Below are 22,904 nucleotides of genomic sequence, written 5' to 3'. Positions count from 1 at the left end.
CTCAACGACCGCCCCCGTATGACCCTGGGCTGGGCCACCCCAGGTGAGAAGATGACCCAGCTCCTGAGTGTTGCAACCACCAGTTGAGCCCGCCCCGCTGACGGAAACTGTCCAAGATCTCGAAGAGTTGCCGAGCACCCGCTCGAATGGCGCGCGCTGCGCCAAAATCGCGGCGGATCGGGGTGCGATCGCTGTGGCTGGGCGGTGTGGTCGGGTTGGACGGTGCGGCCCGGGCGGTGTGATGTCGGTGGGTGGGTGGGACCGCCCGGCACGGGGGAGCGGGCGGTCCCGTGCGACGCCGCCGGGCCCGGGGGACGGGGAGCGGTGCCGCGCTTCACAGTCTGGTGATCAGGCGACTACGGTCGGAAGGGTTTGGCCGACTCGTCGGTGTCACCCTGTTCGTGGCGGTGACGTCGGTGGCGGCCGGCTGGAGTTGATCGCCGGCGTGGTGGAGGGCGGCAGGGTATGGCCGATGGACAGATGACGGCGGCGGCGTTCCTGGTCGCGGAGCTGCGCCGGGCACGCGCTCGCCGGGGCTGGAGTCAGGACGAACTGGCCAAGGCGGTGAACTACTCGCCGTCGATGGTCAGCGCCGTCGAGTTGGGCCAACAGGCGCCCACAGCGAAGTACCTGGAACTCGTCGACCGCGCCCTGGACACCGGCGGTCTCTTCGGCCGCATGTCCACCGAACTGGTCAGCCTGGACAAGGCTCAGGTCTGGCTGCGCGGGGGGCGTGCGATAGAGAAGCAGGCCAAGGCGCTTCGGTGGTACGAACCCTTGCATGTGCCGGGCCTGCTCCAGACCGAGGCATACGCCCGCGCGGTCTTTGAGGCGGGCGGACTGCTTGAACCCGATGAGGTGGAACGTCGCCTGCTTGATCGAATGGAGCGGCAGGAGATTCTTTACGGTGACCGCCCGCCGAAGATCACGGCAGTCATGGACGAGGCAGCGCTCCGAAGGCTGGTCGGCGACCGGAAGACGATGTGTGACCAACTGCTGCATCTGGGCCGCATTGCCACTGAGCACCCACGGGTTCGGATTCTCGTGGTGCCGGCTGCCGCTGGCGAGCACCCTGGTCTCGGTGGTCCCTTCATCCTCGCCGTGCTCATGGACGACGCCGAGGTGGCCTATCTGGATAGTCAGATCCGAGGTCAAGAACTCGACCGGCCGCAGGATCTCCATAGGCTGCAACGGGTTTGGGAGACTGTCCTCGGCGAGGCGTTGCCCTCGCAGGAGTCCGCCAAGCTGATGAGGGAAGTGGCAGAGTCATGGAGCTGATCGGCGCTGAGTGGCGCACGAGTAGCCGCAGCGGTCAGGACAACAACTGTGTCGAGGTGGCTACGAATCTTGGGGACGTGGTTGGGGTGCGAGACAGCAAGGACTCGGACGGGCCCGTGCTGGTGGTCGACGCGTACTCCTGGCGGCTCTTCGTGGTCGCGCCCCCGCGCTGACCCGACCGCCTGGCCCGCGACGGCCGTCGCGGGTGGTAAACGGCTCGACGGGGTCAGTGGATGGCGGGATGATCCCGCCATGGGTGGCGATGACCTGGTTCCTCCCGGGACCGAGCGGTTGCGGTTGCGGCGGTTGACGGTGGCCGATGTGGACGCGTTGGTCGAGTTGGACAGCGACCCTGAGGTGATGCGTTTCCTCACCGGCGGCGTCGCCACCCCGCGCGCCACCGTGCGGGACGAGCAGGTGCCGAGGCTGCTGGCGCAGTACGAGCGGCATCCCGGGCTCGGTCGCTGGGCGGCGCTCGACCGGGCGGGCGGTGACTTCCTGGGTTGGTTCGCGCTCGACCCGTCGGAGGACGGCACCGAGGCCGAGCTGGGCTACCGGCTGCGGCGCTCGGCGTGGGGGCGCGGCCTGGCCACCGAGGGGTCGCGGGCGCTGGTCAGGTACGCCTTCGACGTGGTGGGCGTGCGTCGGGTGTGGGCCGAGACGATGGCGGTCAACGAGCGGTCCCGCCGGGTGCTGGCAAAGGCGGGACTGCGGCACGTGCGCACCTTCCACCTTCAGTTCGACGACCCGATCCCGGGGACCGAGCACGGCGAGGTGGAGTACGAGCTGCGGGCCGACGTCGCTCAGGAACGGCCGGCGGCCCTGCGGGCACGGTAGGCGGTCACCGCCGCGCGGTTGCCGCAGCCGGCCTCGCAGAACCGCCGCGACCGGTTGCGGGACAGGTCGACGACCACGTTGTCGCAGTCCGGGTACTCGCAGATCCGCAGCCGGCTCAACTCGCCCATCCGGACCAGATCGGCGATCGCCATCGCCGCCTCCACCGCCATGCGGGTGGCCAGCGGCGCGTCGCGGGGCACGGCGTGCAGGTGGTACGGCTCGTCGTCGTGCTCGATGAGCTGCGGGATCGCCCGGTTCTCCAGCAGCAGGGCGTTGACCATGGCGACGATCTCGGCCGGTTCGGCGTGCCAGATCCGCCGCAGCCGGGGCCGCAACTCCCGCACGGCGCGCAGTTCGGCGTCGGTGTGCTCGTGCCGCCCGCTGTAGGCGTGCCTGTCGAAGAACGCGTCAAGCGCGGCGACGTCGGGCAGCAGCTCGCCGTCGCGACCCGCGGTGTTGACAAGCGCGGTGGCGGCGATCAACGAACATTCGGTGTCATGAGCGAATAGCAACTTGACTCCTGTCACGGTGGCCGCCTAGCGTCATGGGCACAAGGATAGTTTGCTCATGACACCAGGTCGTCCCGAGGAGTCCGAGATGCAGTCACGACCCGCCGTCGGCGCCGCGCTGGCACTGCTCTCCGCTGTCACGTTCGCCACCTCGGGCACCTTCGCGCGGTCGCTCATCGAGGCCGGCTGGTCGGCCGAGGCCGCGGTGATCGCCCGGGTCGGCGTGGCCGCCCTGGTGCTGGCGATCCCCGCCCTGCTGTCGCTGCGCGGCAGGTGGCACGTGCTACGCAGCAACAGCGCGGCGGTCGTGCTGTTCGGGCTGCTCGGGGTGGCGCTGGCGCAGGTGTGCTTCTTCAACGCCGTGCGCTACCTGCCGGTCGGCATCGCGCTCCTACTGGAGTACCTGGGCATCATCCTCGTCGTGGTCTGGATGTGGCTGCGGCACGGCCAGCGTCCCCGGCGGCTCACCGTGGCCGGTTCGGCAGCCGCCCTGTGCGGGCTGGCGTTCGTCCTGGACATCACCGGCACCGCCGGCTTCCACCCCGTCGGCCTGCTGTGGGGGCTGGGCGCCGCGTTCGGCCTGGCCGGCTACTTCGTGCTCGCCGGTCGGGTCGACCCCCGGCTGCCCTCGGTCGCCATGGCCAGCGGCGGCATGGCCGTCGGCGCCGCGGTGCTGCTTCTCGTCGGGCTGACCGGTCTGCTGCCCCTGCGCGCCACGTTCGGCGAGGTCACCTTCGCCGGGCACCGCACCACCTGGCTACTGCCCATCGTCGGGCTCACCCTGGTCGCCGCCGTGATCGCGTACCTGACCGGCATCGCCGGCACCCGGATCCTCGGCCCCCGGCTGTCGTCGTTCGTCGGGCTGACCGAGGTGCTGTTCGCGGTGCTGATCGCCTGGCTGTTCCTCGACGAACTGCCGACCGCCTGGCAGCTCTTCGGCGGCGTGCTGATCGTCGCCGGGGTCGCCCTGGTGCGCCTCGACGAGCTCCGCGGTACACCCGTGGCCGCCACCCAGGAGCCCACGTTGACGGCCAGCAGCCGATGAGAGAGTGGACGCCATGCTGACCACCGTGGTGTTCGACGCCGACGAGACCCTGCTGGACCTGCGGCCGGCGGTGACCGGCGGGCTGGTGGCCGTCCTCGACGAGATGCGCCGCCGTACGCCCGCCGCGGCCGGCGTGACGCTCGCCGAGCTGGAATCCGACTGGGACGCGGTGTTCGGCAGGCTGAGCGCCGCCCCGGTGTTGGAGATCCGCCGCGCCGCGCTGGCCCGATCGCTGGCCCGCGCCGGGCTCGCCGGCCACCTGGACGAGATCGCCGTGCTCTTCTTCGCCCGCCGCTTCGCCCTCACCCGGCCCTTCCCGGACGTCCCGCCGACGCTTGCCGCGCTGCGCACCCGGTACGCGCTGGGCTTCGCCACCAACGGCAACAGCCGCGCCGAACGCTGCGGGCTCGCCGGCGAGTTCGCCTTCGAGTTGTACGCGCACGAGAACGGCCTGCCCAAGAAGCCCGACCCGGAGTTCTACGCGGCGGTGGTCGAGGCCGCCGGGGTCCCGGCCGGCCAGATCGTGTACGTCGGTGACTCGTGGGAGCACGACGTGGTGGCGCCCCGGCGGGCCGGCCTGCGATCGGTGTGGCTGAACCGGTACGGGCTGCCCCGCCCGGCCGGGCTCTCCCCCGACGCGGAGGTGTCCACCCTGGCGGATCTGCCGGTGGTCCTGGCGAACCTGTCGGCCGGATCACCCGCATTGAACTGAGCGGATGAACGAGAGATTCACCGCCATAACGGACGTTCACCTGGCGTAAAGCTGGCGGGTGTTGTGTGATGGCTGCCACGTCCCTCAACGAGAGGATTCGATGTGGTGAGCAAGCGCTTCACCGCCGGCGCCGTCGCGACCGCGGCAGCACTGGCACTGACGGCAGCGGGCCTGGGTGTACCGGCCAGCGCCGCACCGAGCACCTCCCGCACCTTCACTGTCGTCGCCGAGGACGGCGTCGCCGCCGACACGGCCGTCGCCGCCATCCGGGCAGCCGGTGGCACTGTGGTGTCCCGGTCCGACGAGGTAGGCATGTTCCAGGTCACCAGCGACCGGGCCGACTTCGCGGCTCGGGCGACCGCAGCCCCCACCCTGATCGGCGCGGCCGAGCAGAAGGTGATCGGCCGCAAGCCGAAGCTGGACCGGGTCGAGCAGGAGCACCTGACGGCTGCCGGTGCTGCGGGCGCTGCCGGTGCGGCGGGTGCTGCCGGTGCTGCCGCGAAGAAGGGTGCCAAGCTGGACCCGCTCGATGAGAAGCTCTGGGGTCTGGAGATGATCCGGGCCGACAAGGCCCGCAAGATCGAGCCCGGTGACCGTCGGGTGACCGTCGGCGTCCTGGACACCGGCGTCGACGCCAGCAACCCGGACATCGCACCGAACTTCAACTGGTCGCTGTCGCGCAACTTCGCGCCCGACCTGGTCGACGTGGACGGCGCCTGCGAGGTGGCGAGCTGCCTCGACCCGGTCGGCACCGACGACGGCGGGCACGGCACCCACGTGGCCGGCACCATCGGCGCCGCAGCCAACGGCTTCGGCCTCTCCGGTGTCGCCCCGAACGTCTCGCTTGTCGAGCTCAAGGGTGGCCAGGACTCCGGCTACTTCTTCCTCGACCCCGTGGTCAACGCCCTCGTCTACGCCGGCCGGTCCGGGATCGACGTGGTCAACATGTCGTTCTACGTCGACCCGTGGCTCTACAACTGCACCGCGAACCCGGCTGACTCGCCCGAGGACCAGGCCGAGCAGCGGGCCATCATCAAGGCCATGAAGCGGGCGTTGGTCTTCGCCCACAACAAGGGCGTCACCCTGGTCGGCGCGCTCGGCAACAACAACGAGGACCTCGGTGCACCCCGCACCGACACCACCAGCCCGGACTACGGCGCCGACCCGTACCCCAGGCCGATCGACAACAACAGCTGCTGGGACCTGCCCACCGAGGGTCCGCACGTCATCGGCGTCTCGTCGCTCGGCCCGTCCGGCAAGAAGTCGGACTTCTCCAACTACGGCACCGAGCAGATCTCGGTCGCCGCGCCGGGTGGCTGGTTCCGGGACGGCTTCGGCACCGACTCGTACCGTACCGACGCCAACATGATCCTCTCGTCGTACCCGAAGCACGTGCTCCAGGAGGAGGGCTCGGTCGACGCCGACGGCAACATCGTCGCCGGCTTCGAAGAGTCCGTCTTCAAGCAGTGCAAGGCCAACGGTGAGTGCGGCTACTACACCTATCTCCAGGGCACCTCGATGGCGTCCCCGCACGCCGCCGGCGTCGCCGCGCTGATCGTCAGCCGGTACGGCAAGCCGCAGGGCCGGGGTGGCTTCGGCATGGCCCCGGACCTGGTCGAGCAGCACCTCTACCGCACCGCGGCCGAGCACGCCTGCCCGGAACCGCGCCTCCAGCAGTACCGCAACGAGGGCCGTGACGAGACCTACGACGCGTACTGCGCCGGTGGGGTCAACTTCAACGGCTTTTACGGGTACGGGATCGTCGACGCCTACGCGGCGGTGAAGACCCCGCTCAAGCCGAACGCCCGCCCGTAAGACACCACCTCGGGGCCCGGTCGACAACTGTCGACCGGGCCTCGCCCGTGTGGGGCCTCGCCCGTGTGGGGCCTCGCCCGTGTGGGGCCTCGCCCGTGTGGGGCCGTGCCCGTGTGGGGCCGTGCCCGTGTGGGGCCGTGCCCGTGTGGGGCCGTGCCCGTGTGGGGCCTCGCCCGTGTGGGGCCTCGCCCGTGGTGGGCGCGGCTCGTGGTGTGCGCGGCTTGATCCACTCGGGTTCCTTGAAGGCGGGGTGTCGGTGCCCGACGGACCGGGCGGTTTCCAGGAAGGCGAGATGACCGAGCCCCCTGGGACGCCTCTGGGAGATCACCGGCGCCAGCCGCGGGCGACCAGCGCGGCGCGTACCTCGCCGAGCACCGCCGGGAACTCGGCGTGAAGACGACGGCTGGTCACATGCAGCACCAGCCAACCCGCACCGACGAGCAGGTTCAGCCGCCGTCGGTCGCGGTGCAGTTGATCGGCGTCCGCGTGCCACTGCCCGTCGTACTCGACCGCCACCCGGAACTCCGGCCACGCCAGATCCGGGTGTAGGACGACGCCGTTCGACAGGCGTACCGGATGTTGAACGCTGGGGCGCGGCAGGCCGCCGAGGACCAGTCGCACTCGCAACTGCGATTCAGGTGGAGACTGGGCCCCGGCGTCAGCCAGATCGAAGAGCCACTGGGCGCGTCGCCCACCAGGCATGTTCGCGTTGCGGGCGGCGATGAGGGCCAGCTCGTCCCGGTCGGTCAATCCTCGTCCGAGCAGTGAGTCGATGATCGAGATTGCGCGGATCGGATCGAGCCAGACGGCCGTCTCCCAGGCTGCCCGACCGGGATCGGAGCGAGGGATCCAACCGCCCGGACCAGCGAGGGGCCTCGGCGCGGGGGCCGTCATCAGTCCGTGGCTCGGTCCGGGCGCCGCAGCATCCTCTCGGGGCGGCGGTCCTGCCGATCGTGGAGCGGCGCCGACGTTCGGTGGCTGCCCTGGTACCGCCGGCCGCGCCCTGCCTGTCGTGCCCGTCGGGCCTGTCGTGCCCGTCGGGCCTGTCGTGCCTGTCGTGCCCGTCGAGCCTGTCGTGTTCGGGCGACGTGCCGTGTTCGGGCCTGCCTCGTTCGGTGGACGTGCCGTGTTCGGGCCTGCCTCGTTCGGTGGACGTGTCGTGCCCGCTGGGCCGGCAGTGTCCGGAAGACGTGTCTTGTCGCCCGGATGCGGCGAGCCCGGCGGGCGTGTCGTGCCTGGTGGGCGGACCGTGTTCGGTGGGTGAGTGGTGCCTGGCGGGTGGGTCCTTGTCGTCGGACGGCTCGGGCCCGAGGGCATCTTCGCCGGCAGCCTCGGCTCAGGGTGCGTGAGGGGAGTGAAAGCGTTGACGTGGACGCGGAGGCCGCGCTGTGCGCCGACCCGCAGTCGCCGGGGCACGAGGACGTGCACGTCGTCGGTGAAGGCGGCGGCGTGTTCGATGCCGTGCAGGTACGCGGCCGACGGACCGCCGATCACCACGCCGGGCGGGAGTCGCAGGAGGGTGGCACGACAGGCCAGTGCGTGGTCCCGGTCCAGTCGCGCATCGGCGTAGACGTCGTGGCGCAACCGCACCCAGGCGGAGTTGCGCAACTGGTGTTCGCTGAGAAGGCCGGCCCGGACAGCGTCGGAGCCACGGAAGACCTGCCAGGTGAGGGCATCGGGTCGGTACGGACGAGGTGGCATGTCGAACAGCGTGGGCACCCCGAACCGCCCGCCGAAACCCCTGTGGACAACCCGGCCCAACCCTCCGTGGACCCTTGTGGACAACCGCGAGCCGCTTCGCCGATCGTGGTATGGCACCCAGCGGTGATCGACTCGCGTTCCTGGAAATCGGGCCGTCGTTGGTGCTGGGATGCCGCGCTTTCCATGAACCCGAGTCGATCAAGCGGCCGGGCGGTGGGGCGGCCGGGCGGCCGGTCAGCGGAGGGCGGCGGTGACCGCTGTGGCGGCCGCGAATACCTGGGGGCCGACCAGGTCGACGTCCAGCGGGGCGAGCGCGACCACGCCGACGCTGGCCTCCAGGCCTGGTACGCCGAGCACCGGTGCGGCCACCCCGTACGCCCCGGACTGCAGTTCCCCGCTGCTGCTCACCGGCTCGGCGGCGCCGCCCCGACCGGCCAGGATGGCCCGGCCCGCCGCTCCTCGGTCCAGGGGATGTCGGGCTCCGGTCCGGTACGCGACGTGGAACGACGTCCAGCTCGGTTCGACCACGGCCAGGGCGACACCCTCGCCGCCTTCCACCACCGTCAGGTGTGCGGTGGCGCCGGCCTGCTCGGCGAGCCGGCGTAGTGCGGGCATCGCCCCCTCGGCGAGCAGCGGCTGGGCGCGTCGGGCCAGGTGCAGTACCCCGACGCCGAGGCGGAGCCGGCCGTCGCCGTCGCGGCGCAGCATGCCGTGCCCGGTCAGCGGGCCGACCAGCCGGTAGACGGCCGCCCGCCCGATGCCGAGCCGCGTCGCCACCTCGGTGACTGTCAACCCGGCGGGCGCGTCGGCGACCAGGTGCAGCAGCCGCAGACCCCGGTCCAGCGTCTGCGCCATCTCCCCGGCTCGGCCGGCGACGACATCGGCTCGGCCGGCGACGACATCGGCTCGGCCGGCGACGACATCGGCCCGGCCGGGTCGGCGCCGCGGAGGGGGGCCTTCATCGCCGGGGACAGCGGGTGGCTCGGCGGGATGTGCGGTCGCGTCCACGCCTGGCAGCGTACGACCCGGCACCGGCCGACCCGGAGCAGCGCGGACGGCTACCCTTGTACGGTGACGCTACGCCTGTATGACACCGCCACCCGATCGGTGCGGGACTTCGTCCCGCGGGAAGCCGGCAAGGTGGGGGTCTACCTGTGTGGTCTCACCCTCCAGGCACCGCCGCACATCGGCCATCTTCGCTCGGGCGTCAACTATGACGTGCTGCGTCGCTGGCTGGTGACCGCCGGCTACGAGGTCACGTTCATCCGCAACGTTACCGACATCGACGACAAGATCCTGGTCAAGGCGGGGGAGCAGGGTCGGCCGTTCTGGTCGATCGCGTACGCCAACGAGCTGATCCTCGCCGAGTCGTACCGGGCGTTGAACGTGCTGGCGCCCACCTACGAGCCGCGCGCGACCGGGCACATTCCGGAGATGCACGAGCTGATCACGAAGCTGGTCGCGGACGGGCACGCCTACCCGGCCACCGACGGTTCCGGTGACGTCTACTTCGACGTGGCGTCCTGGCCGGCGTACGGGTCGCTGTCGGGTCAGTCGCCGGACGCGATGCAGTCGGCGGGCGACGCCCCCGATCGGGGTAAGCGGGACCCGCGCGACTTCGCCCTCTGGAAGGGTGCCAAACCGGACGAGCCGGCGGACGCGTACTGGCCGTCGCCGTGGGGGCTGGGCCGCCCCGGCTGGCACATCGAGTGCTCGGCGATGTGCTGGCGCTACCTCGGCCCCGAGTTCGACATCCACGGCGGCGGTCTGGACCTGACGTTCCCGCACCACGAGAACGAGATCGCCCAGTCCAACGCGGCCGGGCTGCCGTTCGCGCGCTACTGGGTGCACCACGGGCTGCTCAACATCGGCGGGGCCAAGATGGGCAAGTCCGCAGGCAATGCGCTCGACCTGGCATACGTGGACTCGCTCGGGGTGCGGCCGGTGGAGCTGCGTTACTACTACGCCGCCGCGCACTACCGTTCGGTGATCGACTACTCGGAGGACTCGCTGCGCGACGCGGCCACCGCGTACCGGCGGATCGAGGGTTTCGTGCAGCGGGCCGTCGAGCGGGTGGGCGCCGGGCAGTTCGGTGGGCTGCCGGCCGGCTTCGTCGCGGCGATGGATGACGACCTCAACACGTCCGCCGCGCTGGCCGTGTTGCAGCAGCACATCCGCGACGGCAACACCGCGCTGAGCACCGGCGACGATGTGACCGTCCGCACCACCCTGGCCGCGGTACGGGCGATGCTGGATATCCTCGGTGTCGACCCCCTCGATGAGGGCTGGACCGGTGGCGGCCGCTCGGACGATCTGCGTGCCGTGGTGGACTCCCTGATCGCGCTGGCCCTGGAGCAGCGCGCGCAGGCCCGGGGCCGCAAGGACTGGTCTGCCGCCGACGCGGTACGCGACCAGCTCAAGCTGGCCGGCGTGGTGGTCGAGGACACCCCCCAGGGCCCCCGTTGGACTATTGGAGAGCAGGACTGATGGCCGGCAACTCGCAGCGCCGTGGCCGGCGACTGACGCCGAAGGCGGGTGCCCCCAAGGGCTCCGGCGGCAAGAACAAGGACTCCCTCACCGGGCGCGGGCGCACCCTGCCCGCCGACGAGCGACCCTGGCACAAGGGTTACTCGGGCACCGAGAAGCTGCCGCAGCGCACCGCCTGGAAGCAGGACAAGGAGCGCCGGGCGGCGGCCGAGGAAGGGCGTGCCCCCAAGATCGGCCAGCCGGGCAGCAAGGACACCACCTGGGGCAGGGGCGGTGGCCGTGGCGTACCGGCGAGTCGTGGTGGCTCGGCGGCACGGGGTGGCCGGCCGGGCGCCGGTCGGACCGGCCCTCGGGTCGCGCCGGGGCGCAAGTCCAACCCCTCCAAGGACACCCCGGAGCTGCTTGTCGGGCGCAACCCGGTGCTGGAGGCGCTGCGCGCCCAGGTGCCGGCGACGGCGCTCTACGTCGCCCAGGGCATCGACATGGACGACCGGATCAACGAGATCATCCGGACGGCCGCCGACCGGGGCATCGCCAACCTGGAGATCAGCCGCGCCGAACTGGACCGGATGACCGGTGGGGTGCTGCATCAGGGTGTCGGGTTGCAGGTGCCGCCCTTCGCGTACCAGCCCTTCGAGGACATGGTCGCCGCGGCCCTGGAGCAGCAGGCGCCGCTCCTGGTGGCGCTGGACGGGGTCACCGACCCGCGCAACCTGGGCGCGGTGATCCGTTCGGCCGCCGCGTTCGGCGCGCAGGGTGTCTTCGTACCCGAGCGGCGTGCTGCCGGGATCACGGCGACCGCCTGGCGGACCAGCGCCGGCGCGGCCGCGCGGGTGCCGGTGGCCCAGGTCACCAACCTGACCCGGTCGCTGAAGGCGTGCCGCGACGCCGGCTTCATGGTGGTCGGCCTGGACGCCGACGGCGACACCGACCTGTACGACCTGGAGGCCGCTGTCGGCCCGCTTGTGGTGGTCGTCGGCTCCGAGGGGCGCGGGTTGTCCCGGCTGGTCGGGGAGACGTGCGACCTGACCGTCAGCATCCCGATGATCTCCGAGGTGGAGTCGCTCAACGCCAGCGTGGCCGCCGCGGTCACGCTCGCCGAGGTCGCCCGCCGCCGCTCGGTCGAGCTGTAACGACGTAGACGAGGCCCCTTCCCGCCGGGTGCGGGAGGGGGCCTCGTCGTCAGATCTGGTGGAGCCAGGCGACGAAGAACAGCGCCCCGGCCACCGCGATCAGCAGCGTGGTCGGAAGCAGCCAGGCCGGACTGCGCTCCCCGTCGAGACGGCGGGTCAGTCGCTGGTGCACGGCGGCGATGCCGATCAACGCGGCCAGGCCGGCGGCGGCCATCGGCAGGCCGACGAGGAAGTGCGCCAGCCACGCGCCGGCCCGGCTCGGACCACCCCAGGAGTGGTCGTACGGGCCGCGGTCCACGATCCCGTACAGCACGCCGCGCAGCACCAGCAGCAGCTGAACGCCGAGAGGTAGCAGTGCCACGAAGCCGAGCAGCAGGCTGAGCAGTCCGTGGCCGAGCACCGCGACCGGGCTGGGTCGGCGACCGGGCGCGGGCGTCGGGGGTGCTCCGAGCAGTCCGCTGCGCAGCCTTCGCCACCGCGCTACGGCCGCGTCGGCGCCACCCACCGGGGCGGTCACCAGCGCGACCAGGGCGACCGGCACCAGCGTCGCGCAGTAGGCGAGGCTGCGGCCGGTCAGGCGGGCCGTCCGGTCAAGCCGGGAACGGGTGATCGGGTGAGCGGTGGCGGACACGGCGTCTCCTCGGGTTGGGCGTGCCGCGACGCTACGGCCGCGGCGCACCCGCCCGAGTCACCCTCCGGAGCCACATCCACGCTGGCACCGAGGGGTGAGAAGCCATCCCGGGTACGACGAAAGGGGCGGCCCGCCGAAGCGGACCGCCCCTTTCCGGTACGGCGTTACGTCAGATCCGGCTGCCGGTGGCGGCGTGGAAGACGTGGCTGCGGCCGGTGCGCGGCTTGACGAACACGGTGTCACCCATGTTCGGCATGGTGCGCCGGTCGGTGCGGACGACGAAGCGCTCCGAGTTGCCACCCAGCGCCGCGTGCCCGTAGACGTTGGCGTCCGAGCCGAGGTCCTCGACCAGCTCGACGACGACAGGCATGCCGCCCTCGGTCGGGCTGACCAGGTCGCAGTCCTCCGGGCGGAAGCCCACGGTCACCTTGCCGTCGCCACCCTCGGCGCGGGCCGCAGCGACCTGCTCGCGGGAGAGCGGGATGTGCAACTCGGCGAACTCGGCGCCCTGCTCGTTCAGCGGAACGGTCTTGATGTTCATGGCGGGGGAGCCCATGAAGCCGGCGACGAACACGTTGGCCGGGGTGTCGTAGAGCGCCCGCGGGGTGTCCACCTGCTGGAGGACACCGTCGAGCAGCACCGCGACCCGGTGGCCCATGGTCATGGCCTCGACCTGGTCGTGCGTGACGTAGACAGTGGTGACGCCCAGCTTGGCCTGCAGCGAGGCGATCTGGGTACGGGTCTGCACACGCAGCTTGGCGTCGAGGTTCGACAGCGGCTCGTCCATGAGGAAGACCTGCGGCTCGCGGACGATCGCCCGGCCCATCGCGACACGCTGACGCTGACCGCCGGAGAGCGCCTTCGGCTTGCGGCTGAGGTACTCCTCCAGCTGGAGCAGCCCGGCCGCCTCCTTGACCCGCCTGTCGATCTCCGACTTGGAGGTCTTGCGCAGCTTGAGGGCGAACGCCATGTTCTCGTACACCGTCATGTGCGGGTAGAGGGCGTAGTTCTGGAAGACCATCGCGATGTCGCGGGCCTTCGGGGGCAGGTGGGTGACGTCGCGCTGGTCGATGTAGATCGAGCCGGCGTCGACGTCCTCCAGGCCGGCGAGCATGCGCAGGCTGGTGGACTTGCCGCAACCGGAGGGGCCGACGAGAACGAGGAACTCGCCGTCGCCGATCTCGAGGTTCAGCTCGTTGACGGCGGGACGCTCGGTGCCCGGGTAGATCCGGGATGCCTTGGAATAGGTGACCGTAGCCATGGTGGTGCGCTTCCTCTCACCGGCAGGAACGTGCCGGACGATCCGAGTGAAGGAGCGACCGGCACGTACCCGTGCCGGTCAGCGGACGGCGGTCGGCGCCGGGGGCGGCCGTGGTGTCGTCCGTGTCACTGCACCGTAAACGGCTTTCCCCGCGCTGCCAAGGCGAGGGACCCTCGGAAGTGATCCAGTGCCCACACATTCCGGGCAGTCGGGCACGGGCAGGTATCAATCGACGTCGCGCCAAGGCGGCGAGCGTCGGGTTGTTGACGTTTCCCGTGCTCGGGAGCACTCGCGAGCGGGATATCCGGATGTCAGTCGCTATGCTGGCCTCGACGCACGCGCCCCTGTAGCTCAGCTGGCCAGAGCACTCGCCTTGTAAGCGAGATGTCGCCGGTTCGATCCCGGCCGGGGGCTCCTTTCCACCGCCCGATTTCGTGTCGGGCGCCGTGGCCCACCGACCTGACTGCTGGCGGTGCTGACCGCCGCTACCGCTGGCGGGACAGCCACCCGTCCTCCGCGCGGCGCCCGCGCGCCCGCCTGGCGAGCAGAAAGACGGGACAGCGGGAGGGTCGACAGCGGCGAGCCGGGTAATCGCCCCGTCAGCACGAGGACGGGGAGACCACCATGCCGGGAAGCTCGCGCCGACTGTCGGGCGCTGCCGTCGAGGCTCACACCACGATCAACCGCACCGTGGAGGACACCTTCGGGTTCTATCGAGACTTCACGAACATGCCGCGGTTCCTCGGGGACGTCATGACCGTGGAGGAGACCGGACCGGGGACGTCTCGCTGGACGATTCAGGGTCCGGTGGGAATTCACGTCAAATGGACGATAAGAGTGGTCGAGGAGCGCGCGAACGAGCTGATTCGCTATGAGACGGTGGCGCTGACCGGCTTGAGCACCCGCTGGGAAGTCTCTTTCCGGCCCGGACCCGTGGCTGGGCAGACCGAGGTACGTGAGGTGATGGAGACGCCCTTCGGTCGGCTCGGCCGTGCCGGTCTCGCGCTGATCGGGAAATCTCCGAGTGGCGAGGTGCGGTCGAATCTGCAGAGGCTGAAGGAGTTGCTGGAAGAGGGGAGGGTGACGCACAGAGGGCACTCCGTGGCTGGCAAGTTCAGGCCCACGACATAGAGCAGTCAACCGCGCTCCGGCGGCTCGCCGGCAACCCCGTCGACGCGGGCATCGATGGTCGGCCACTCCTATAGTTCGGGTTACCACCGACCGTCGAGGAGTCGCATGAGCCCGCTCGTCGCGATCACCGGTAGCGCCCAGGCGGACCGCGTCTACTCGCCCGCCGTCCGCGACCCGGAGGGTGCGGCTGCGGCGGCGGCCGAGCTGGGTGCGGCACTCGCCACGCGAGGGTGCCGCATCGTCGTGTACTCCGGCGATCCCGAGTACCTGGAGCGGGACGTCGTGCGCGGTTACGTACGCTCCGGCCGGGCTCAGCCCGGGTCGATCCTGGTCCGTGGCCGGTACCAGCGGGACACGGGCTTCGAGGAGGCCCAGCGGCACCCTGACCTGTTCACAGTCGTGCCCGAGTCGACAGACGACTGGGAGGTCACCTTCTACCGGTCGCTGCTGACTGTCGACGCGTTGTTGCTGGTGGGTGGCGGCCGCTCCACGTTCGTCGCCGGGCTCATCGGACTGTCCCGGCGCATCCCGGTCGCGGCGGTCGCGGCGTTCGGCGGTGGCGCGGAGAAGACCTGGCAGCGCCTCAGCGGTGAGCGCGGCGTCGCCACCGAGGAGGAGGTGGCTCTGCTGGCCCGCCCGTGGGAGCCGGGTGCCGCCGAGCCGATCGTTGCCGCGCTGGACGCCCAGGTGCAGCGCCGCGCCGAGCAGGAACGCGCCGCCGGCGAGGCCGAGCGGGCCGCCGGGCGGCGTACGGTGGCGGGTCTGGTCACCGCGCTGGTCCTCCTGCTGCTCGCCCTCGCCACGATCCCGCTGGCGTACGCCGCTCCGGCCGGTGGGTGGCAGAACGTCGCGGTTCTCGTGGCCGCTCCGCTGTTCGCCTCGGTGTGGGGCGCGATCGTGCGCAACGCGTACGACGGCAGTGGCAACTGGCTGCGGGCGGCGGCGTTGGGTTCGGCCGCCGGTGTCATCGCCTTCCTGTTGTTCGTCGCGGCGCAGCTCTCCACCAACCCGGGTCTGCTCGACGGTGACGCGGCGCGGAAGTTGGTCTTCTTCGTCCTGGCCATCGGGTTCATCGGCGGGTTCACGTCCGAGGTCGTCTACGCCAAGCTGCGCGATCAGGACGTGACGCAGACGCCGGTCCTTCCGCCGGGCGGCCCGCGCTGAGTCGGCACACCACTAGAGGAGGATTCGCGATGGGTCGTTTCGTGTACTGGATGAACGTGTCCCTCGACCTGCGCATCGAGCAGGTTCCCGGGGACAACGGCGGCGGCGAGTGGCTGCGCATCGGTGAGGAACTGCACCGGGAGTTCAACGCGCGGGCCCGGGCGCTCGCGGGCATGGTCCAGGGCCGGGTGATCTACGAGACGATGGAGGAGTTCTGGCCCCGGGCACGCGAGGACGCGTCGCTGCCGGACTTCATGCGTGAGTACGGCGAGATCTGGACCTCCGCGCCCAAGGTGCTCGTCTCCCGCACCCGATCCCGCGCCGACCACGACACCCGCGTGATCGGCGGGGACGACGCGATCGAGCAACTGGCTCGCCTCAAGGCCGAGACGGACGGCACCCTCGGCGTGGGCGGCGCGACGATCGCCACGCAGTTGCTGCGGGCGGGGCTTCTCGACGAGCTTCTCCTGTTCACCCACCCGGCGATCCTCGGCTCCGGCCGGCCGCTGTTCGACGACGTGGACAGGCAGATCGACCTCGACCTGATCGAGCAGCGGTCGTTCCCGGACGGCGTCACCATGCACCACTACGCCATCCGGCAGACGAGCCCGTGGTGAGGCAGGTCGCGCAGACCAGGGTCGGGAATCCGGGTGGTCCGCGGTGAGCCGTGCCGTGGAGGAGTCCAACCGGGCGATGCTGCGCGCCCGCGACGCGATGGACCGGGCGTATGCCGAGCCGCTGGACATCCCTGCGCTGGCCCGGATCGCGCACGTCTCCGAGGCGCACTTCATCCGGACGTTCCGGGCCACCTTCGGCGAGACGCCACACCGCTACCTGCAACGCCGTCGGGTCGAGCGGGCCATGGCGCTGCTGGTGGAGACCGACCGGGACGTGACGGACATCTGTTACGCGGTCGGCTTCGGCAGCCTGGGCACGTTCAGCCGGACGTTCCGACAGATCGTGGGGGAGTCGCCCTCGGATTTCCGGCGTAGCCGCGCCGCGCCGGCCAACGTGCCGTCCTGCTTCACCAAAGCCTGGACGCGTCCCAGCAGTTTTGGATAAGCAGCAGGTCAGGGCCACCCTCTACGGTCTAGGGCATGACGATGAACGCGATCAGCCGCTCCCAGATCTACGTCCTCGACCAGGACGAGGCGCTGGACTTTTACGTGAACAAGCTCGGCATGGAGGTCAACACCGATCAGGATCTCGGCTTCATGCGCTGGTTGACTGTCAACCTGCCCGGTGACCCGGAGCGCGAGATCCTGCTGGAGAAGCCGGGCCCGCCGGCGATGGACCCGGCGACGGCCGAGCAGGTGCGGGAGCTGCTCACCAAGGGCGCCCTCGGTGGGTACCTCTTCATGACCACCGACGACGCCCGCAAGACGCACGACGATCTCGTGGCGAAGGGCGTCGAGATCACCGACGAGCCGACCGAGCGCCCGTACGGGATCGACTTCGGCATCCGGGACCCGTTCGGCAACAAGATCCGCGTCGGCCAGATGTTCCCCCGGGCGTAGCGCGAGCCCAGCACCGACTCCGAGGGCGCGGGGCTGACTCCGCGCCCTCCGGTGTGTGTTTGGGTGTACGGCATGCGGACGCGGTTGCTGTACCTGGCCCGGCACGGCGAGCAGGACCTGACCGGGCACGCCGACACGGCCTCGACCGAGCCGGATTCCGGCCTGTCCGAGCGCGGCCGGCGGCAGGCCACGCTGCTCGGTGAGCGCCTGCGGGGCCGGGCGTTCGCCGCCGTGCACCACGGGCCGTTGCGCAGGGCCGCGCAGACCGCCGAGGTGGTCGCGGCGGCACTGCCGGGCGTCCCGGTGTACGCCACGGAGTTGGCCGGTGACCACCTCCCCCACGACACGGACCCGAGCGGCCTGCCGCCGGCGTACGCCCGGTTTCTGGCCGGCTTCTCGACGGCCGAGCGGGCCGACGGGCCGCGCGTGACGGCGGAGGCCGTGCGGCGCTTCACCGGTCCGGTGGCGGCCGACGAGGGAGCTGCCGAGGGCGAGCCGGTTCGTGAGCTGGTGGTGACGCACAGCTTTCTGATCGCCTGGCTGGTCAGGCATGCCCTCGATGCCCCGGAGCGGCGGTGGCTGGGCTTGAACCACCACAACGCGGGGTTGACAGTCATCCGGTACGGCCCGGCCGGCCCGCCGAACCTGATCGCCGTCAACGACGTGGCGCACCTGCCGGCGGAGCTGCGCGGCACCGGCCTGCCCCCGGACTACCTGGTCTGACGCGCCGGTCGGTCAACCGACGACCCGCAGCAGCAGTTCGACGAGCGCCCGGGTGGCCGGCGGCGGCGCGGGGTCGGCGGGGCAGTCGACGTACCCGGTCTCGACGGCGCCGACGGTCAGGCGGTAGCTGAACGCGTCCGCGCAGCTCGTCGCGGTGGCCGTGCGGCGGGCCTCGGTGGCCAGCCGCCTGTCGGCAGCCAGGCCGCGGAGCCGGCCGAGGTCGGCGGCGTCGAGTTTTCCGGTACGTCGGCCACCGGCCCGGTCCACCGCTGTCCACTGGCCGTCCGGTTCGACTGTGACGGTGTCGCCGCGTCCGGCGAAGCCGCCGGAGCGGAACAGCGTCACCCGCCCGGCCGCCGCGTCCGGGGCCCCGGGCACGGCCGGCGCGGTGCCGCTCGGCGTCGGGGCGATCGGAGTGGTCGGGACTGCGGTCGCCGGCGGCGGAGTGCCGGTGGCCGCTGGTTGGTTCGCGGGGGTGCCGGCCCGGTCCGTCCCGGTGCAGCCGGCCAGGAGGGCGGCCAGGAGCGCGATCGTGACACCTGTCGTCGAGGCGGGTCTCATATCCGTCGGACGTGCCGTTGCCGGCGTTGGTTCCCTTGTCAAGGCCCTCATCCGTTCGGCCAGTCTCAATGTCTGGGAGCGGTCCAAGCCTTCTCTTTTCCTCAACACATGGCTATATCTACATGCGTGACTACCCCCGTCACACTCTTCTCCTTTCAGGAGGGCACGTGAAACGACCCCTCGCGGCCGTCAGCGCAGCGCTGCTCACCAGCGGCCTGCTGACCTGCGTCGCCACCACGGCGCACGCCGCACCACCCACCGCCCCCGCGCCGGACGCCTCCGCCGCGGCCCGAGCGGCGACCGTCCTGCGAACGAACCCCGGCGCCGTCCAGGGTTCGAGCGCCGAGTCCTACCGGGTACGCAGCACCCGGGTGGACGCCTCCGGCGCGGCGCACACCCGCTACACCCGCACCTACCAGGGCCTGCGGGTGTACGGCGGTGACTTCGTCATCCACACCACGCCGAACGGCACGTACGCCGGCAGTTCGGTCGGGCTCGCCGCGCCGCTGACCCTGCCCACCACGGCCAAGGTCACCGCGGGCGCGGCGAAGAAGGCCGCCAGCGCCCGGTTCACCGGCAAGGCCGAGGCCGTGGGTGCCCCGGAACTGTTCGTCGACGCCAGCTCCGGCACGGGCCGGCTCGCCTGGGAGACAGTGGTCAGCGGCTGGCGGCCCGACGGGCAGACGCCGTCGCGGCTGCACGTGATCACCGACGCCACCTCCGGCGCGACGGTCGGGTCGTTCGACGAGATCGAGTCGGTGGTCGGCAGCGGCCAGGGCATCTACACCGGCACGGTCAGCATCGACACGACGCTCTCCGGCAGCACGTACCAGATGATCGACCCGGCGCACGGCAACGGCCGTACCTGCGACATGAACAACGGCACGTCGAGCTGCACCACCTTCACCGACGCCGACAACGCGTGGGGCACCGGCGCCAACTCGAACCGGCAGTCCGCAGGCGTGGACGCTCACTTCGGCGCGGCGAAGACGTTCGACTACTTCAAGAACGTGCACGGCCGCAACGGCATCTTCGGCAACGGCAGCGGCGTGCCGAGCCGGGTGCACTACGGCAACAACTACGTCAACGCCTTCTGGGACGGCGCCCAGATGACGTACGGTGACGGCTCCGGCAACTCCCGCCCCCTCGTCTCGCTGGACGTGGCCGGGCACGAGATGAGCCACGGCGTCACCGAGGCGCTGGCCGGCCTGGTCTACTCCGGCGAATCCGGAGGCCTCAACGAGGGCACCAGCGACATCTTCGGCAACATGATGGAGTTCTACGCCGCCGCGCCGAGCGACCCGGGCGACTACCAGGTCGGCGAGAAGATCAACATCAACGGCAACGGTACGCCGCTGCGCTACATGTACAACCCGTCGCTGGACGGCTCGTCCGACAGCTGCTGGTCCACCAGCACCAAGAACAAGGACGTGCACTACTCCTCCGGCGTCGCCAACCACTTCTACTTCAACCTCGCCGAGGGCACCGGCGCCACCTCGTACGGCACCTCGCCGGTCTGCGGTTCCGCCCCGGCGGTGACCGGCATCGGCCGCTCCAAGGCCGAGAAGATCTGGTACCGGGCACTGGACGTCTACTTCACCTCCAACACGTCGTACGTCAACAGCAGCAACCCTGCCAACACGGCCCGCGCGTACAGCCTGCGGGCGGCCACCGACCTGTACGGCAGCTGCTCCACCGAGTACAAGGCCGTGCAGGCCGCCTGGACGGCCGTGAACGTGGCCGGCAACGACGCGCCCTGTTCCACCGGCAACGACTTCTCCGTGTCGCTGTCGCCCACCGCCGGCTCGGTGAACCCGGGCAGCGCGGCCTCCACCACCGTGTCGACAGCCACCACCAGCGGTACGGTGCAGACCGTGACGTTCTCCGCGTCCGGCCTGCCCAGCGGGGCGAGCGCCGCGTTCAGCCCCGCCTCGGTGACCTCGGGCGGCTCGTCCACCCTCACCATCAGCACCTCGGCGAGCACACCGCCCGGCACCTACTCGGTCACCGTGAACGGCGCGGGGTCGGTCACCCGCAGCGCCGCCTACACGCTCACCGTGAACGGCACCGGGGGCGGCTGCACCGCGCCGGGCCAGAAGCTGGCCAACCCGGGCTTCGAGTCCGGTGCGACAGGCTGGACGGCCAGCTCCGGCGTGATCACCACCGACAGCGGTCAGGCGGCCCGCACCGGGTCGTACAAGGCGTGGCTGAACGGGTACGGCAGCAGCCACACCGACACGCTCGCCCAGTCGGTGGCCCTTCCGGCGGGCTGCTCGTCGTACACGGTCAGTTTCTGGCTGCACATCGACTCGGCCGAGACCACCACAAGCGTTCAGTACGACAAGCTGAACGTGCAGGTGCTGAACTCGGGCGGGACGGTGCTGGCCACGCTGGCGACCTACTCGAACCTCAACAAGGCCACCGGCTACAGCCAGAAGTCCTTCTCCCTGGCCGGGTACGCCGGCCAGACCGTCAGCCTGAAGTTCACAGGCGTCGAGGATTCCTCGTTGCAGACGTCCTTCGTGGTCGACGACACCGCGGTCACCGTCTCCTGACCTGATCAGGAGCGGGCCCGGCGGCCCCCATCCGGTGGCCGCCGGGCCCGTGCCGTTATGTTTCTGCGAATCTTGGACAGTTTCCGTCATCCACGGACGGAAAGTGTCCAAGATTCATTTTGGGCGGACACGTGCGGCGAGAATGGGGTGGGTCTGTGGCGGGTGCGGAGTTGACGGTCACGGTTTCCGGGCCGGTGGCGACCGTGGTGATCCACAACCCGGCCCGTCGCAACGCGATGACGGCGGCCATGTGGCGCCAGCTTCCCGAGCTGCTCGACCGGCTGGAGCCCGACCCCCACGTACGGGCGCTGGTGCTCACCGGCACGGACGACGCCTTCTGTGCCGGTGCCGACCTCGGCGACCTGGCCGAGCTGCTGGACGCCGGCGACACCAGCATCGCAGTGGCCGCCGAGGAGCGGCTGGCCGGCTTCGCCAAACCGACGGTCGCGGCGATCCGGGGCGCCTGCGTCGGGGGTGGCGCGCAGCTCGCGGTCGCCTGTGACCTGCGGATCGCCTCGGAGGACGCCCGCTTCGGCGTACCCCCGGCCCGGCTCGGGCTGGTCTATCCGGCACCGACCACGCGCCGGCTGGCCCGGCTGGTCGGCCCGTCGGCGGCGAAGCACCTGCTGTTCACCGCCGAGCTGATCGACGCCGACCGCGCCCTGCGGATCGGCCTCGTCGACGAGGTGCTGCCGGGCGACCGGCTCGCCGCGCGGGTGGACGACCTCACCGCCACGATCGCGCAGCGGTCCGCGCTGAGCGTCACCGCCGCCAAGGAGATCGTCGACGACCGTGCCGGACCGGCGCGGATCGCCTGGTGGCACCGCAAGGTGAGGGACAGCGGCGAGGCCCGCGAGGGCGTGGCGGCCATGGCGGAGCGCCGGGCGCCCCGCTTCGCCTGGCGAGCGCCTTCCGACGGCTGACGGCCGGGCCGCCGCGCGCGACAGGTGCCGGCCGCCTGCTCCGCCGGCGACCCACCCGCCCGCCTGCCACCGCTCCTTTGCTCTCCTTCAACCGACGCAACACTCGCACGTCGTAGATGGTGCGTGGGTTGAAGCAGAGCAAAGGGGCCGCAGTGGACACCTGCGGGCCGCGCGAAGGCCCAACCGACGGGCTGCTGAGCGCGTTTCGCACGCAGCCATCGACGGGTATCCCGGACCAACGGGGAACGGGGGTCGGAATGGATACGCCGATCACGAATTCAGAGGGCTCCGGGCGGAGGCCACGCCTTCGCTTCCTGCTGATCGCCCTGCTGGTGGGCGGCGTGGTTGGCGCGCTGGGCGTCGGTGTGGCGGTCGGTGGCGACGACACCGCTGCCTTCGACGGTGACCCACCCCGCTGGGCTTTCGTTCTCGGCGCCACCCTGTCGTTGATCGGGCTGGCCGTGGAGATCGGCGCGCTCGTCTGGACCGTGCGCTCCGGTCGTCACCGGGCCGCGCGCCGGTCGCGGCTGTTGACGTTGAGCTGGTCGCACCGCTTGCGGCTCGGGCGGCAGGTCAGACATGGCACACCCGAGGCCGGCGATGATGCGGTGCTCCTCGAGGAGATGGCCCGACAGATGGCCGGCAACCGCTGGTCGGCCGGCATGGGGGCCGGCATGGTGGCGGTGAGCGTCGGTCAGGCGCTGATGCGATTCGCGCCGTTCTGGGCGGTGTTCAGCGGATTGGTCGCGGTGGCTGGCGCGGTGGCCATCGTTCTGGTCATCCGGGACGCCCGTCGGGCCGAGGCGTTCCTGCGCGCTCACCCGGACCTGACCGGGCGCTAATCGCCGCCACCGATCCATTCATTGCGAAACCTCGATCCCGGGTGGCACCGGATCGGAGCGGTACGGCAGGCTGTCCGTC

The 22,904-nt window shown here is 71.1% G+C and carries 23 protein-coding genes and 1 tRNA gene; 18 read left to right on the top strand and 6 right to left on the bottom strand.

Annotated features, from left to right (window positions below; all coding sequences use genetic code 11):
- Positions 1-465 precede the first annotated feature (465 nt).
- The 3 genes from AB0K10_RS18125 (at position 466) to AB0K10_RS18115 (ending at position 2,115) form a co-directional block, all read left to right on the top strand.
- Positions 466-1,278: a helix-turn-helix transcriptional regulator gene (locus tag AB0K10_RS18125; protein ID WP_363684763.1), complete on the top strand. Its 813-nt coding sequence runs from the start codon at positions 466-468 to the stop codon at positions 1,276-1,278.
- Positions 1,269-1,451, top strand: coding sequence for a DUF397 domain-containing protein (locus tag AB0K10_RS18120; protein ID WP_328369527.1), 183 nt, complete (start codon positions 1,269-1,271; stop codon positions 1,449-1,451). Before AB0K10_RS18125 ends, AB0K10_RS18120 begins: the two co-directional genes overlap by 10 nt.
- A 79-nt stretch (positions 1,452-1,530) precedes the next feature.
- Positions 1,531-2,115, top strand: coding sequence for a GNAT family N-acetyltransferase (locus AB0K10_RS18115; protein ID WP_363684761.1), 585 nt, complete (start codon positions 1,531-1,533; stop codon positions 2,113-2,115).
- Here the strand turns inward: AB0K10_RS18115 and AB0K10_RS18110 are convergent.
- Complete coding sequence (locus tag AB0K10_RS18110; RefSeq protein WP_363684759.1) at positions 2,082-2,627, bottom strand: CGNR zinc finger domain-containing protein; 546 nt, start codon at positions 2,625-2,627, stop codon at positions 2,082-2,084. The two genes, AB0K10_RS18115 and AB0K10_RS18110, sit on opposite strands and share 34 nt — an antisense overlap.
- An 85-nt stretch (positions 2,628-2,712) precedes the next feature.
- Here AB0K10_RS18110 and AB0K10_RS18105 point away from each other — a divergent pair, with 85 nt between their 5' ends.
- From AB0K10_RS18105 to AB0K10_RS18095, 3 genes are all read left to right on the top strand, one after another.
- Positions 2,713-3,669, top strand: a complete 957-nt coding sequence (locus AB0K10_RS18105) for a DMT family transporter (RefSeq protein ID WP_363684757.1) — start codon at positions 2,713-2,715, stop codon at positions 3,667-3,669.
- A gap of 13 nt (positions 3,670-3,682) precedes the next feature.
- The gene (locus tag AB0K10_RS18100; protein WP_363684755.1) at positions 3,683-4,381 is read left to right on the top strand and encodes an HAD family hydrolase; all 699 of its coding nucleotides are present in this window, start codon (positions 3,683-3,685) and stop codon (positions 4,379-4,381) included.
- A 105-nt stretch (positions 4,382-4,486) separates the two neighbouring features.
- Positions 4,487-6,196, top strand: a complete 1,710-nt coding sequence (locus AB0K10_RS18095) for a S8 family serine peptidase (RefSeq protein ID WP_363684753.1) — start codon at positions 4,487-4,489, stop codon at positions 6,194-6,196.
- Positions 6,197-6,520: 324 nt separating this feature from the next.
- On the opposite strand, the gene AB0K10_RS18090 is transcribed toward AB0K10_RS18095, so the two are convergent.
- Together AB0K10_RS18090 and AB0K10_RS18085 are read right to left on the bottom strand one after the other, a co-directional pair.
- A complete protein-coding gene (locus AB0K10_RS18090) occupies positions 6,521-6,946 on the bottom strand; it encodes a DUF559 domain-containing protein (protein ID WP_363684751.1) in 426 nt (141 codons plus the stop codon).
- Positions 6,947-8,131: 1,185 nt separating this feature from the next.
- Positions 8,132-8,752: a helix-turn-helix domain-containing protein gene (locus AB0K10_RS18085; protein ID WP_363684780.1), complete on the bottom strand. Its 621-nt coding sequence runs from the start codon at positions 8,750-8,752 to the stop codon at positions 8,132-8,134.
- 216 nt (positions 8,753-8,968) lie between these two features.
- Between AB0K10_RS18085 and cysS the strand changes: the two genes are divergently transcribed.
- Together cysS and rlmB are read left to right on the top strand one after the other, a co-directional pair.
- Positions 8,969-10,384 (top strand): cysteine--tRNA ligase, encoded by a 1,416-nt coding sequence (gene cysS, locus AB0K10_RS18080; protein WP_363684749.1) that lies wholly within the window; start codon positions 8,969-8,971, stop codon positions 10,382-10,384.
- On the top strand, positions 10,384-11,517 hold the full coding sequence (gene rlmB, locus AB0K10_RS18075; RefSeq protein ID WP_363684747.1) for a 23S rRNA (guanosine(2251)-2'-O)-methyltransferase RlmB: 1,134 nt from the start codon (positions 10,384-10,386) through the stop codon (positions 11,515-11,517). Before cysS ends, rlmB begins: the two co-directional genes overlap by 1 nt.
- A gap of 49 nt (positions 11,518-11,566) precedes the next feature.
- Here rlmB and AB0K10_RS18070 read toward each other — a convergent pair whose 3' ends face one another.
- Together AB0K10_RS18070 and ugpC are read right to left on the bottom strand one after the other, a co-directional pair.
- A complete protein-coding gene (locus tag AB0K10_RS18070) occupies positions 11,567-12,148 on the bottom strand; it encodes a hypothetical protein (protein ID WP_363684745.1) in 582 nt (193 codons plus the stop codon).
- Positions 12,149-12,317: 169 nt separating this feature from the next.
- Complete coding sequence (gene ugpC / locus AB0K10_RS18065; RefSeq protein ID WP_363684743.1) at positions 12,318-13,409, bottom strand: sn-glycerol-3-phosphate ABC transporter ATP-binding protein UgpC; 1,092 nt, start codon at positions 13,407-13,409, stop codon at positions 12,318-12,320.
- Between the two features lie 340 nt (positions 13,410-13,749).
- On the opposite strand from ugpC, the gene AB0K10_RS18060 reads away from it, so the two are divergent.
- The 7 genes from AB0K10_RS18060 to AB0K10_RS18030 all read left to right on the top strand — a co-directional run bounded on the left by AB0K10_RS18060 (position 13,750) and on the right by AB0K10_RS18030 (position 17,944).
- Positions 13,750-13,823 (top strand) — tRNA-Thr (locus AB0K10_RS18060).
- A gap of 210 nt (positions 13,824-14,033) precedes the next feature.
- Positions 14,034-14,540, top strand: coding sequence for an SRPBCC family protein (locus tag AB0K10_RS18055; RefSeq protein ID WP_363684741.1), 507 nt, complete (start codon positions 14,034-14,036; stop codon positions 14,538-14,540).
- 105 nt (positions 14,541-14,645) lie between these two features.
- The gene (locus AB0K10_RS18050; protein ID WP_363684739.1) at positions 14,646-15,704 is read left to right on the top strand and encodes a hypothetical protein; all 1,059 of its coding nucleotides are present in this window, start codon (positions 14,646-14,648) and stop codon (positions 15,702-15,704) included.
- 29 nt (positions 15,705-15,733) lie between these two features.
- A complete protein-coding gene (locus tag AB0K10_RS18045) occupies positions 15,734-16,321 on the top strand; it encodes a dihydrofolate reductase family protein (RefSeq protein WP_363684737.1) in 588 nt (195 codons plus the stop codon).
- Between the two features lie 43 nt (positions 16,322-16,364).
- The gene (locus AB0K10_RS18040; RefSeq protein ID WP_363684735.1) at positions 16,365-16,766 is read left to right on the top strand and encodes an AraC family transcriptional regulator; all 402 of its coding nucleotides are present in this window, start codon (positions 16,365-16,367) and stop codon (positions 16,764-16,766) included.
- Positions 16,767-16,801: 35 nt separating this feature from the next.
- Positions 16,802-17,221 carry a VOC family protein gene (locus AB0K10_RS18035; protein ID WP_363684733.1) on the top strand — a complete coding sequence of 140 codons (420 nt, stop codon included), beginning with the start codon at positions 16,802-16,804 and terminating at the stop codon, positions 17,219-17,221.
- A gap of 72 nt (positions 17,222-17,293) precedes the next feature.
- Positions 17,294-17,944: a histidine phosphatase family protein gene (locus AB0K10_RS18030; protein WP_363684731.1), complete on the top strand. Its 651-nt coding sequence runs from the start codon at positions 17,294-17,296 to the stop codon at positions 17,942-17,944.
- A 12-nt stretch (positions 17,945-17,956) separates the two neighbouring features.
- Here AB0K10_RS18030 and AB0K10_RS18025 read toward each other — a convergent pair whose 3' ends face one another.
- Positions 17,957-18,505 (bottom strand): hypothetical protein, encoded by a 549-nt coding sequence (locus tag AB0K10_RS18025; protein WP_363684729.1) that lies wholly within the window; start codon positions 18,503-18,505, stop codon positions 17,957-17,959.
- Positions 18,506-18,672: 167 nt separating this feature from the next.
- On the opposite strand from AB0K10_RS18025, the gene AB0K10_RS18020 reads away from it, so the two are divergent.
- The 3 genes from AB0K10_RS18020 (at position 18,673) to AB0K10_RS18010 (ending at position 22,825) form a co-directional block, all read left to right on the top strand.
- Positions 18,673-21,060, top strand: a complete 2,388-nt coding sequence (locus AB0K10_RS18020) for a M4 family metallopeptidase (RefSeq protein WP_363684727.1) — start codon at positions 18,673-18,675, stop codon at positions 21,058-21,060.
- 155 nt (positions 21,061-21,215) lie between these two features.
- Positions 21,216-21,983, top strand: a complete 768-nt coding sequence (locus tag AB0K10_RS18015; RefSeq protein ID WP_363684725.1) for an enoyl-CoA hydratase/isomerase family protein — start codon at positions 21,216-21,218, stop codon at positions 21,981-21,983.
- A 152-nt stretch (positions 21,984-22,135) separates the two neighbouring features.
- Complete coding sequence (locus AB0K10_RS18010) at positions 22,136-22,825, top strand: hypothetical protein (RefSeq protein ID WP_363684723.1); 690 nt, start codon at positions 22,136-22,138, stop codon at positions 22,823-22,825.
- Positions 22,826-22,904 lie beyond the last annotated feature (79 nt).

It is taken from the genome of Micromonospora sp. NPDC049274 (genome assembly GCF_040678875.1).
Taxonomy (GTDB): Bacteria; Actinomycetota; Actinomycetes; order Mycobacteriales; family Micromonosporaceae; genus Micromonospora.
This window is presented reverse-complemented; position numbering and strand designations above follow the sequence as displayed.